This window comes from Microcoleus sp. S13C4, assembly GCF_036700865.1.
In the GTDB taxonomy this organism is placed as follows: domain Bacteria; phylum Cyanobacteriota; class Cyanobacteriia; order Cyanobacteriales; family Microcoleaceae; genus Microcoleus.
The window spans coordinates 1-12,371 of sequence record NZ_JAUBPS010000051.1; the positions used below are offsets into that span (position 1 = coordinate 1).

Annotated in this window: 11 protein-coding genes; 8 read left to right on the forward strand and 3 right to left on the reverse strand. The window is 49.1% G+C overall.

Features of this window, described 5'->3' with window-relative positions; genetic code table 11:
- The first annotated feature begins 664 nt into the window (after positions 1–664).
- The 8 genes from grpE (at position 665) to QT996_RS19995 (ending at position 9,263) form a co-directional block, all read left to right on the forward strand.
- Positions 665–1,459 (forward strand): nucleotide exchange factor GrpE, encoded by a 795-nt coding sequence (gene grpE, locus QT996_RS19960; RefSeq protein WP_333048501.1) that lies wholly within the window; start codon positions 665–667, stop codon positions 1,457–1,459.
- Between the two features lie 293 nt (positions 1,460–1,752).
- Positions 1,753–3,882 (forward strand): molecular chaperone DnaK, encoded by a 2,130-nt coding sequence (gene dnaK / locus QT996_RS19965; RefSeq protein WP_333048502.1) that lies wholly within the window; start codon positions 1,753–1,755, stop codon positions 3,880–3,882.
- A gap of 132 nt (positions 3,883–4,014) precedes the next feature.
- Complete coding sequence (dnaJ, locus tag QT996_RS19970) at positions 4,015–5,142, forward strand: molecular chaperone DnaJ (RefSeq protein ID WP_333042223.1); 1,128 nt, start codon at positions 4,015–4,017, stop codon at positions 5,140–5,142.
- A 288-nt stretch (positions 5,143–5,430) separates the two neighbouring features.
- Positions 5,431–5,721: a sulfurtransferase TusA family protein gene (locus QT996_RS19975; protein WP_333048503.1), complete on the forward strand. Its 291-nt coding sequence runs from the start codon at positions 5,431–5,433 to the stop codon at positions 5,719–5,721.
- Positions 5,718–6,971: a ribosome small subunit-dependent GTPase A gene (rsgA, locus tag QT996_RS19980; protein ID WP_333048504.1), complete on the forward strand. Its 1,254-nt coding sequence runs from the start codon at positions 5,718–5,720 to the stop codon at positions 6,969–6,971. The genes QT996_RS19975 and rsgA overlap by 4 nt, the downstream gene beginning before the upstream one ends.
- Positions 6,972–7,106: 135 nt before the next feature.
- Positions 7,107–7,892: a MotA/TolQ/ExbB proton channel family protein gene (locus tag QT996_RS19985; RefSeq protein WP_333048505.1), complete on the forward strand. Its 786-nt coding sequence runs from the start codon at positions 7,107–7,109 to the stop codon at positions 7,890–7,892.
- Positions 7,893–7,907: 15 nt separating this feature from the next.
- On the forward strand, positions 7,908–8,642 hold the full coding sequence (locus QT996_RS19990) for a biopolymer transporter ExbD (RefSeq protein WP_333048506.1): 735 nt from the start codon (positions 7,908–7,910) through the stop codon (positions 8,640–8,642).
- A gap of 423 nt (positions 8,643–9,065) precedes the next feature.
- Positions 9,066–9,263 (forward strand): NblA/ycf18 family protein, encoded by a 198-nt coding sequence (locus tag QT996_RS19995; RefSeq protein WP_106150106.1) that lies wholly within the window; start codon positions 9,066–9,068, stop codon positions 9,261–9,263.
- Between the two features lie 439 nt (positions 9,264–9,702).
- Here the strand turns inward: QT996_RS19995 and QT996_RS20000 are convergent, their stop codons facing one another.
- From QT996_RS20000 to QT996_RS20010, 3 genes are all read right to left on the reverse strand, one after another.
- A complete protein-coding gene (locus QT996_RS20000; protein ID WP_242722026.1) occupies positions 9,703–10,152 on the reverse strand; it encodes a hypothetical protein in 450 nt (149 codons plus the stop codon).
- An 80-nt stretch (positions 10,153–10,232) separates the two neighbouring features.
- The gene (locus QT996_RS20005; protein ID WP_333048507.1) at positions 10,233–11,438 is read right to left on the reverse strand and encodes an anhydro-N-acetylmuramic acid kinase; all 1,206 of its coding nucleotides are present in this window, start codon (positions 11,436–11,438) and stop codon (positions 10,233–10,235) included.
- Between the two features lie 91 nt (positions 11,439–11,529).
- Positions 11,530–12,261, reverse strand: a complete 732-nt coding sequence (locus tag QT996_RS20010; RefSeq protein WP_333048508.1) for a PP2C family serine/threonine-protein phosphatase — start codon at positions 12,259–12,261, stop codon at positions 11,530–11,532.
- Positions 12,262–12,371: the final 110 nt, after the last annotated feature.

Here is a 12,371-nt window from a genome sequence, read left to right on the forward strand (position 1 = left end):
GCCGCAATGAACAATGACTATATGATGCAAATTCTCAAGTGCTTTTGTCAAGGCTGATTGAGATGCTCTTACCCTGTATCATTGGGCTGACCAAAAATCGAGATATCAAGCGAATTCGGCGTTATTGAATCAGAAAAACCACAGCCCCAATTCGCATCAAAATTAACAACTTACTATCTGAGTTACACAAGCACACACCTAACTACTTACTTACTCACTCCATACAAATTCCTTTTTCTCCAGACTTGGGAAACTCAGAAAATGGTAAAAAGTGCCAGCGTCAGATTGCAACTAAAACAGCCTGACCGATGATAAATTTAAGACCCTATCGTTTTAATCAAACCTAGAAACATCCAGCCTCCTAAGTGGGAAATTTGGTAGTAGAATTAATAGCAAAATATACTTATAAAAATTGTTGTAAATGCGATCGCGCTAAGGAAAAATGAGAAACCAACAAACGTTGGGTTGCCCCCATTGCTGCCATATTATACGTAAATATCTAAACCAGCCTTTGAATATTTTATGGAAAGCTTTGAGCAATGTCTCCAGAGCGGGCGAGACTTCCTCTTTTCACATTGTGCCATACACAGTAAATTCGAGTCCTCTAGATTTACCGGGTTAACTGTATCTGCTAGAATTGATAGGGTTCTGTCGCGCAGCTTTTATGATTGACGAGGAAAAACAGCAAGATCAAGATCCTAACTCAACTGGGGAAACCTCCCCAGAGGGTTCGCCAATGGCAAGCGAAAATCCGGCGGCATCAGGAAACTCGAACGAATCGGCGGATTGGGAGCTCGAACTTGCTCGAGCTTATCAAAGTGCTCAGGGCGATCGCACCCCAGCAAACGCATCGGGGCCTACCGTCACCGGCAGTTCAACCAACAGTCCGACTGCAGACGCGGCGGAGCCTTGGAAGAAGGAACTGGCCCAGGCAAACGATGAAAAAGAGGCTTTAAAAACTCAGTTGCAAGCCGCATCCGCTCAACTAGAAGAACTGAAAAATCAAAATCTCCGCCTAGCAGCAGATTTTGAAAACTTCCGCAGGCGTACCCAAAAGGAAAAAGAAGAGCTAGATTTACAGGCAAGGTGTCTCACTATCAAACCCCTGTTGCCGGTAATTGACAATTTCGAGCGCGCTCGATCGCACATCAAGCCGCAAACCGATGGCGAAATGAACATTCACAAAAGCTACCAAAGCGTTTACAAGCAAATGGTAGACGGCCTCAAGCAAATCGGGGTTTCTCCGATGCGCCCCGAAGGTGAACAGTTTGACCCCAACCTCCACGAAGCTCTGCTGAGCGAGCCAACTGACGAACACGAGGAAGGAACAATTATCCAAGAACTAGAACGCGGCTACATTCTGGGCGATCGCGTCTTGCGGCACGCCAAAGTGAAAGTTGCAGCGGCTGGGCTATCTGTGGTAGCCTCAGATGAAAATCCCGATAGTTCGGAAGGTTAATCGGGATACAAGCTACTGCATTCCTCAAAGTCACTGACCCCCGAATAGAATTCGGGGGTTCCAAGGTGGCAGACTCACCAACTTCTTAATTAAAGATGACTAAAAGCAGGTCAGCGCTTTATCCAAAAATTCTGAAAAATGTTTTTACCAGTCTTTGATATTGCCTTAGGACATTAAGTTTATTTCCTACAAATCTAGTCTGGTAATGCTTGTTTAAACAAGCTGAGTCGTTTTTCCTCCCCCAACTTGTAGTTGGAGGTTTCCAAACATCCCACAAAGTTTTATGAGGCGCTATGGGAAAAATTATTGGAATTGACTTAGGCACAACTAACAGTTGCGTAGCTGTGTTAGAGGGCGGTAAACCCGTCGTGATCGCCAATTCCGAGGGCGGCCGCACAACTCCGAGTATAGTAGGATTCGGCAAAGCGGGCGATCGCTTAGTAGGTCAATTGGCCAAGCGGCAAGCTGTAACTAATGCTGTAAATACTGTCTACAGTATCAAACGATTTATCGGACGGCGGTGGGACGACACGGAAGAAGAACGAGCCCGAACTCCCTATACCTGCATAAAAGGCAAAGACGATACCGTTAACGTCCAAATTCGGAACAAGGTTCACACTCCCCAAGAAATCTCGGCAATGGTACTCCAAAAGCTCAAGCAAGATGCCGAAGCTTATTTGGGACAAACTGTTACCCAAGCCGTGATTACAGTGCCAGCCTACTTCACAGACGCCCAACGGCAAGCTACTAAAGACGCCGGTACGATCGCGGGCCTAGAAGTCCTGCGGATCGTCAACGAACCGACGGCTGCAGCCCTTTCCTACGGGCTGGACAAGCAAAATATAGAACAGAAAATCTTGGTCTTTGACCTGGGTGGCGGTACTTTCGACGTTTCGATCCTGCAACTGGGAGACGGAATTTTTGAAGTCAACGCTACCTCTGGTAACAACCATCTCGGAGGAGATGACTTTGACGACTGCATAGTCCAGTGGCTGGTAGAAGCTTTCCGCACTCAAGAAGGCAGTGACCTTTCACAAGACAAAATGGCCTTGCAGCGCCTCCGAGAAGCTGCGGAAAAAGCAAAAATCGAACTCTCCAACCGCGAATCCACCTCAATCAATTTGCCCTTCATCTCTTCTGACGAGAAAGGGCCGAAGCATTTGGAAATGGAACTCTCCAAAGCTCAGTTTGAAAAACTGGTGGCTCATTTGGTGCAAGCGACGATCGATCCGGTGACTCAAGCCCTCAAAGACGCAAGTTTGACCCCCAAAGACATAGACAGAATTATTTTAGTGGGAGGCTCAACCCGGATTCCGGCAGTTCAAAAGGCAATTAGCAAGTATTTTGGGGGCGTTTCTCCCGATAAATCCGTCAATCCCGACGAAGCTGTAGCGGTAGGCGCGGCAATTCAAGCCGGGGTGCTGGGTGGTGAAGTCAAAGACTTGCTGCTGCTCGATGTGACGCCGCTCTCTCTGGGACTCGAAACCTTGGGCGGGGTGTTCACCAAAGTAATCGAGCGCAATACAACTATTCCCACCAGCCGATCGCAAATGTACAGTACGGCGGCAGACGGGCAAACCTCGGTAGAAATTCATGTGCTCCAAGGCGAGCGGGCATTGGTTAAAGACAATAAAAGTCTCGGCAAGTTCCTGCTCAAAGGCATTCCCCCAGCTCCCCGTGGCGTACCTCAAATCGAAGTTACCTTTGAAATCGATGCCAACGGGATTCTCAAAGTGGCTGCTGAAGACAAGGGAACCGGGAAAGAACAAAGCATCCAAATTTCTAATACAGGGGGATTGAGCGAAACCGAAGTTGAGCGGATGCGACAAGAAGCCGAACTTTACGCCGACGAGGACATCAAGCGCGCTCTACTCGTCGAACTCAAAAATCAAGCTGACTCCCTCGTCTATAATTGTGGTGTAACTTTAAAAACCAACGCGCAACTGCTGAGCGACGATCTCAAGGCCGAAGCGGAAACAGCCGCAGCAGCCTTGCGGGCAGCGATGACTAACCCCGACATCACAATCGAGGAACTCACCCCCGCAATCGAATCTTTCAAGCAACTGCTATACTCGCTGGGGACCGCAGTCTACGACCAAGCCCGCAGCGGGGTAGCCCCGTCAGGAGCTGTTGTTGAAAGCGAGATGATGTCAGAAGTAGAATCATCAGAACCAGAAGAGGTTAAAGCGGACGACGACAGCATTTTGCTGAAAGAAGAGCTGCTGGTGGCGCCCCAAGCTCCGCCGGAACCAAAGCCGGAACCAAAGCCGGAACCAAAGCTGGAATCAAAGCCGGAATCAAAGCCGGAGCGACAGTCAAAACGACAGTCAAATCCACAGCCAAGTCCACAGTCCAATCCACAGTCAAAACAAAAACAGAAGGTTCCCGAACCAGAAGTTGATGATATGAATCCTTTCCTTTAAAACTGAAAAGCTAAGAATTAAAAGTTAAAAATTAACAATGAGAATTTTTGATTTTTAATCTGTAATTTCAGGAAAGGTCGCCCGTTTCTTTTTCGTACACTTTTTGTTATTTACCTCCAGGCAAGCAGCTCTATGGCCGGTGATTACTATGAAATATTAGGCGTTTCTCGCAGCGCAGACAAAGAAGAAATTAAGCGTGCTTACCGCCGCCTAGCTCGCAAGTACCATCCAGATGTCAACAAAGAATCAGGTGCTGAGGAGCGGTTTAAAGAAATTAACCGCGCCTACGAGGTACTCTCAGAACCAGAAACCCGCGCCCGTTTCGACCGTTTCGGCGAAGCAGGCGTCAGCGGTGCAGGCGCCCCGGGGTTCCAAGACTTCGGTGACAGCTTTGCCGATATTTTTGAAAGCTTCTTTCAGGGTTTTCAGGGAGGTGTCGGCCAACAACAGCAAGGTCGCAGGCGCAGCGGGCCGGTGCGCGGAGACGATTTGCGCCTCGATTTGCGGCTGGATTTTCGGGAAGCAGTGTTTGGTGGCGAAAAAGAACTCCGCATCAAGCATCTAGAAACCTGCGAAACTTGCACCGGGACGGGCGCCAAACCGGGAACCCGACCCCAAACTTGCTCGACTTGTACCGGCAGTGGTCAAGTCCGACGCGCTACCCGCACTCCTTTCGGCAGCTTTACTCAAGTTTCAGTTTGCCCCACTTGCAACGGCACGGGGCAAGTGATTGAGGATAAGTGCGAAACTTGTGGCGGCCGGGGCCAGAAAGAAGTGATGAAAAAACTGAAAATCACAATTCCGGCTGGGGTTGACAACGGTACTCGCTTGCGCGTTTCTAATGAAGGGGATGCAGGCAAACTGGGCGGGCCGCCCGGGGATCTTTACGTGTTCTTAGCGGTGAATGAAGACCCGCTATTTAAGCGCGACGGCACTAACGTTAGCTCGGAAGTTAAAATTAGTTATTTGCAAGCAATTTTAGGGTGCCGGTTGGAAGTGGAAACCGTAGACGGGCCGACGGAATTGTTGATTCCTAGCGGAACTCAGGCGAATACTGTTCTGACTTTGGAGAAAAAAGGGGTGCCTCGATTGGGAAATCCGGTTAGTCGCGGCGATCATTTGATTACGGTTTCTATTGACATTCCGACTAAGGTGACGGCTGAGGAACGGGAGTTGCTGATGCAGCTTGCTAAGCTGAAGGGCGATCGTACCGGTAAAGGCGGCTTGGAAGGATTTCTGGGCAATTTGTTTCAGAAATAAGCAATTTTTGACACCCATGGGTGTCAAATTTTCCTCTTTGAGAATTCCCCGGCCATTTGTTTTAGTGTCTGTCAAAAAATTGTGTGCAATTGCTCACAAAAATCTCAGGTGGGACGCTTCCTGGGCATTAGGTTTCAGCAGCGCTCAAAAAAGTGAGCGCAATTGCGCTCACTTTTTCCCGAAATAATAATCTGTGTCCAATTGGACACAAAATTTGAGATTCTCCCTTTTCCAGGCAACTTGTTTAACAAACTAAGGCTTTCAGGATTTGAGATTGCAAAAAGCATTATGAATTCAAAATCGAAAATTGAAAATCCTAAATCCCCAGATGCCAAAATCGATCTGCGGGGTACTCCGTGTCCTCTGAATTTTGTCCGCACTAAACTGCGCTTGGAGCAAATGGCACCGGGAGCAGTGTTGGAGGTGTGGCTGGACGCTGGGGAGCCGATCGAACAAGTGCCCGATAGTCTCAAAATGGAAGGCTACCAGATTCTGGAAACGCAATTTGTCGCGGATGAGCCGGAGTCGGGCTTTTTTTCAATGAAAGTGCAGCGCCCAGAAGACAAGGAAGCAGGATGAGCCTGAATTCACCCTCGATCGTGGGTACTGTAATTGCTGTTCAGGCTAACTTCTACCAAGTCAGGTTAGATCCCGCTGTCTCCATTGACGGGAAAAATGCCCCCCTTGCTGATTCTCCGATTCTCCTGTGCACTCGTCGCACTCGACTGAAAAAAATTGGCCAACAGGTGATGGTGGGCGATCGCGTGGTGGTAGACGAACCGGACTGGACTGAGCGCCGGGGAGCAATTTCTGAAGTCTTCCCGCGCCAAACAGAACTCAACCGCCCGCCTGTAGCTAATGCCGATCGCATTCTCCTCGTTTTTGCCCTTGCTGAACCCGACTTAGATCCGGCATCATTAACTCGGTTTTTAGTCAAGGCCGAATCTACAGGTTTAGAAGTGAGTTTGTGCCTGAACAAATGCGATTTGGTCACGCCCCAGGAGTTGGAACAGTGGCGCGATCGGCTTTTAGGCTGGGGCTACGAACCAATGTTTATTAGCGTCCGTAGCGGCTTAGGAGTCCAGGAACCTGCCGCTAATTTTCAAAATAAAGTTTCTGTAGAGAAAGTAGCTTCCCAACCTTTATCCGACAAAATAGATAGTTCTCTCTTGCCTTCTGAAGATAAACCCATGCTGGCAAATTCGGTTTATCCATTACATCCGTTAAATCCTGTACAAAGTCAGTTGCCGAACTTGCTTCAGGGTCACATCCAAGGGAAAATAACGATAATTTGCGGCCCTTCTGGGGTCGGCAAGTCCAGCTTGATCAACCAACTGATCCCGGCCCTGAATCTGCGAGTGAACGCTGTTTCCGGCAAACTCGGCCGCGGGCGCCACACGACTCGCCACGTCGAACTATTTGAACTCCCCGGCGGCGGGCTTTTGGCGGATACTCCGGGATTTAATCAGCCGGCTCTCGAATGCGATCCCTCAGAGTTAGCTGAATATTTCCCAGAAGCGCGCCAGAGGCTGGCTTTGGGTAGCTGCCAGTTTAGCGACTGTTCGCACCGAAGTGAGCCTAACTGTGTGGTGCGGGGCGGTTGGGAGCGCTATGAGTATTACTTGCAGTTTCTCGAAGAGGCGATCGTCCGCCAGCAACAAGAGCAAAACTCTAGTAGTGCTGAGGCGAGTTTGAAGCAGCAAACTAAGTCGGACGGTACGCAGCAATACGAACCCAAGCTACAAACTAAAAAATATCGCCGCTCTTCCCGCCGCCTTCAACACCAGTCGCTGCAAGATAGGTGTCAAGACGACTTAGAAGAGGTTTGAGGAAATAGTCGATCGCGATCGGTCGATCGACCCCGGAGCACAGTACATTAATAGCTAAAATTAAATGGCCTTAAATTTGTTAAAAAAAGTACAACAGAAGCAAAGCCAAGCCGGTTATGCAGGAGTAAAAATACTGTGAATATTCAAGAACTGTTTCAAAAAGGTGGCCCCGCCATGTGGCCCCTGTTGGTGTTATCGATTCTATCTTTGAGTACAATTATCGAGCGCTTGTGGTTTTGGGCGAGCCTCCTGAGCAAAGAAAAGCAAATAGTTAACCGCATTCTTGAAGCCGCTCGCAGCGATTGGGGGGCGGCTAGCGAGATGGCCAGACAAGCTAACCGACAGCCGATCGGGCGATTTCTTTCTGCACCACTTCGACTGTACAATCCTGAACCCGACTTATTTCGACTCGCACTCGAAGCTGCAGCCGATGAAGAGTTGGCTTCGATGCGCCGCGGTGACAAAATCTTAGAAGCTACGATCGCTCTAGCCCCTTTGCTGGGCTTGCTGGGAACAGTTCTGGGCTTGATTAACTCGCTCAGTTCCATCCGTCTGGGCGACATCGGCACCTCGGCAACAACTGGCGTAACTTTGGGGATTAGCGAAGCGCTGATCACCACTGCTACTGGGATGGTAGTAGCAATTTTTACCTTGGCGTTTTATAGGATATTTCAAGCTTTTTTGTTCAACCAGGCAAAAATATTTCGCAAAGCTGGAAATGAAATGGAATTGCTCTACAGGCAATACTGGCCGTCAGCTAATGGTAAGGGTCGATCGCCCGGTGTAGAACACAGCAATTCTTCCTTTGGTGCAGATGGTTTGAACAGGCGTTCTCTCAATTCTCAAGAATCGGGAGAACGAAACCGGGAGCCGAAATTGAAAGGTTCCGATCCGGCTGAAGATTCACCTTCTAATAATTAGAACCAAGGAGAACTGATGAAGATTCACTTAGATACTCCTGCTGAAGAGGCTCGGATAGAACTGGTCCCTTTAATTGACGTGATATTTTGCATTCTGACGTTTTTTCTGCTGGCGGCTTTGCAACTGACTCGCCAGCAAGCCATTAATGTGGATTTGCCTAAAGCGAAGACTGGACAAACGCAGATGCGAGAGATGCTGATTGTCAGCATTGACGATTTCGGGCAAACTTATATCGACCAATTGCCTGTTAATTACCAACAGCTCGATCGAGTTTTAAAGAGTTTCCAAAGCAAAAATCCTACGGGGTTGATGGTGCTGTACGCTCCTCAAAATGCTAGATATGCCAAAGTTGTCGAGGTTTTAGACAAATTGAGAGAGGTAGGGGGCGATCGAGTGGCCCTAGCAACTCTTCCTAGTTCGGCTGCCTCCCCATTGCCCAATCCCTCGCTTCCCAATTCTGGCATTCCTGCGGCACCTGCGATCGGCAATTCCGGTCAACCTCTGCCGTCTCCTGTGCCTCCGGGGCAGCAACAGTTCAATCCCCCCAATCAGTTTCAATCTCCTCTCCCGGCTCCGGGGCAGCAGCAGTTCAATCCCAATCAGTTTCAATCTCCTCTCCCGGCTCCGGGGCAGCAGCGTAGCAACTTTGGGGCAAATCAGGGCATTCCTCCTGTTTCGCCTGCACCTGCTGCTCCCAATTTCAGATCCGGAGTGGCCACTCCACCCCAGGATGGCGGGTCCTCGAATTAGTTAGAAGGAATAAGGAAGAAGGGAGAACAGAGAAAAAGAAATTCTCCCTTCTCCCCATCTTCCGCTATCCAGCTCTCCTCATCTCCCCCTCTCCCCCGGCGGAGAGAAGCTCCACCCGATTTGGTATAAAGCGCTTCAATTCTTTTGGTTCGTACTGAGCCTTTTTTCTCTTGACAAGTAGATACACTTGTATATGCCTGCAGAAGGAACTTTTGCAGGCATTTCGCCATCTCTCTCACTAAGTTATTTCCTGGGACAGATGGTAATTTTGTCAAATGATTGTTACCTTTTGTAATATAGACTAAAGCCAGATGGGCAATCGGACATCCCGAAACCAACGGTTAATCGCTGAAACAACTTACAAATCTGGTTAATCCAGGTGTTCACTTTTAAGTCACCTTTACTTACAGAGGAGTCAAAGTCATGAGCCAACCAGCAGAATTGTCTTTGGAACAGCAATTTAGCCTGTGTTCCTTCAAAACACAGGTAAGTGACATGAGCCGCGAACAAGCTCAGGAGTTTTTGGTCAAGCTTTACGAGCAAATGATGCTGCGGGAAACCATGTACCGCCATTTTCTGAAACACCACTGGGGTTTAGAACCTAACCCAGGCCTTGAGTAGGAAACAGTCGCAGTCGGCGACCTCCGTCTCTTACTCTCTTCCCTCAGGCGGAAAGGAGTTGGGGGTGATGGGGCGTCACTCGAAGGCAGAAGGTAGAAGCCCTCTGTACAGACTTGAGGAAAATTTGACAGTTTCTTTGTGGATTTCACTCTATTTGGGGAGTCGAGCTAAGCAGTTTGTCGATCGACACTACAGATACAGAGAGTGCAAATATAATTTATCGCGCCTCAACGCAAAAATTGGATAACTATTAATAATAAGTGTTAATTTTTTAATCCCTTAAATTTTTTAACAAATTCAATATATTTGTCTTTAGTTGCAGCGGATGAGGTTTGACAGCAATGGCGCTAGTCGGACATCTGAGCTGGACCTCCGACTAGCAAAACCTTGAATTTTCACATCAAACCCTAGAACTCGCAAGTGTTGACTCTAGAAAGAGTTATTCCCCCTGACGTTCGAGAGTCGCTTCCATTGTACTCGTCAGGTAATGACCCGACATGATGCCACTAGATTGGTAGTATCGGTTGTCATCAACGCGGTGAAGGGTATCAAAACCCGTCCGCCGCTGGCGTTCGTCTCCCAATACCCAATAACGCTGGACGATCGACTGGGGAGCAATCCAACCTTCGCCCTCGACGCGGGCGAGTTCGCTGTGTTGGAGTACAAAAGTATACTGCCGTTCATCGCTGTTGAGGTGTCCTCGGTACTGCAAAATAATCTCTTCGCGATCGCCTCCAGGAAATACGAGCTTTGTCACCATACTGAACCAATCTGTTCGGTTCCAGCTCACTAAAGTTTTGCCTTTAACCGTAATTGGCACGCCATTGCGCTCAATCCAGCTTCCTTCGAGCGTCCATTGGCCAGATTCCATTAAAAACGTGTGAGCCACAGTGCTGTTCCTATGCTTTTCCTGCTGGCTACAATGCTGGTGCAACAACGCACAGCCGTTGTCCCTCAGACTCTATGCTATCACGCCCAACTGTGCCAACAAGAGTTAATTTCCCCTAAAAGTACCGGTGCCCGGGCACCAGTAACTTGAGGCAGATTACCGGGAATGCCCCGAACCCGCCATGCGGCTAAAACCGCAAAAGCGATCGCCTCTTTAAAATCTACATTCAAGCCTGCCTCAGAAGTAGTCAACACTTGCACTGGATGCAATTGAGATTGCAATCGGCGTTTTAAGTAGAGATTGTGGCTGCCACCCCCGCATAGTAAAACTCGATCGGGCATAGCCGGTAAAAAAGTTTGGTAACTGTGAACGATCGAGGCAACAGTCAGTTCTGTCAGAGTAGCCAGCACGTCAGCAGGACTGAGGTTGTAACCTTGGGCCTCGACCAAACACCTGTCAAAATAGTCTACACCAAATAGCTCTCGCCCCGTTGATTTCGGCGGTGCTTGGCGGAAGAACTCTGATGCGAGCCACTCCTCGACTAAAGCTTGACAGGGAGTTCCCGATGCCGCCCAAGCTCCACCTTCGTCGATCGTCTTAGTGCCCCCTGAGAAGTGCTGTACTGCCAAATCTAACAGGGAATTCGCCGGGCCTGTGTCCCACCCCGATATGCCATCCCCAAGACTGAAAATCTCAGACTCGTCATTGTTTCCCCCTTTTCCTCTTGCCGGAAGATAGGTAACATTGCCAATTCCCCCCAGATTTTGGATGCAGAGGCTGCGGTTGGGTTCCGCCAGCAGGCAGGCATCAACTATGGACACTAAGGGTGCTCCTTGACCCCCGGCAGCAATGTCTGCCGAGCGAAAGTTACTCACAGTAGTAATTCCTGTCAATTCCGCAATTAGCGCGCCCCGCCCGATTTGCAAGCTGTAGCCCATTAACCCACCGGCGCTGTCTTTCTGGGCTTTCCCAGCAGGTCGGTGGTAGACGGTTTGACCGTGAGAGCCGATTAATTCGGCTTTATTATCATATTCTGCTTGAATTGTCAATGCCGCCGTAGCAAATTCTTGGGCGATGGCATCATCTAATTGCGCTAGTTCAGCCATTGACAAAGCTGAGCCACTGCAAACCGAGAGAATTTGCGAGCGCAAATTAGCAGGATAAGGGAAAGTCTCGCCGGCCACCAATTGCACTTTCAAGTCTGTTTGGGAACCGACCACATCCACCAAAGCAGCATCAATGCCATCCACCGACGTGCCGCTGATCAAACCGATAACGCGGGCCATTCAATTTTAGATTTTAGATTTTAGATTTTAGATTGTTCAATTTTTCGATTTTTCGATTTTAGATGGTCGGGTGCGATCGGGCGAGCGAATATTATTTGAGGTCGATCGTCACGATGACCACAGTAATATTATCGCGTCCACCTTTATCCTTAGCTGCTTGAATCAAAGCAGTTGCAGCACCCTCGCAGGCGCGAATCGACTTCAGAGGAGAAGCAATCAAAGGATCGGAAAGTTCCTCAGTCAAGCCGTCGCTGCAGAGCAGCAAGCGATCCCCTGGCTGCACGTCCACCGGCAAAATATCTATTTCCCGCAAATCATCGCGGCCCAAACACTGGGACAAAACGTGACGCCAAGGATGACTGCGAGCCTGGTCGGGAGTTAGGGCCTTTCTTTTCACAGCCTGAGCCACCCAAGTCTGGTCTTCAGTAATCTGCTCCAAGCGAGAGCCGTGTAGCCGATACAAGCGAGAGTCCCCGATATTAGCGCACCAGGGTCTGCCCTCATCCCTAAACATTAGAACCACAGCCGTAGTTCCCATATCAGCACGCTCCGGATGGTCGAGCTGATCCGTCAAAATTGCTTGATTGGCAATTAAAAAAGCCTTTTCTAACAACAGCGGAGAATCCTCAGGTTCTTCCCAATGTTCGAGCAAATAAGATTGAATCGCCTGAGTCGCAATCCGGCTGGCTTCTTGACCTCCGGCGTGTCCTCCCATTCCATCGGCCACTATGAAAAATCGCCCGTCAGAGTCTATGTAGTACGAATCCTGATTTACGGAACGAACTAGCCCTGTGTCTGTCTTACCTGCGAAAGAGCGTTTCATAGATTGGGTGATTGGACTCATCGAACTTGAAAGCTTGATTTAATGGGGTGCGATTTTTTATTCCAAAACTTAAATCCCGAACGAACTTGAAATTCTGCTGCCCGCGATCG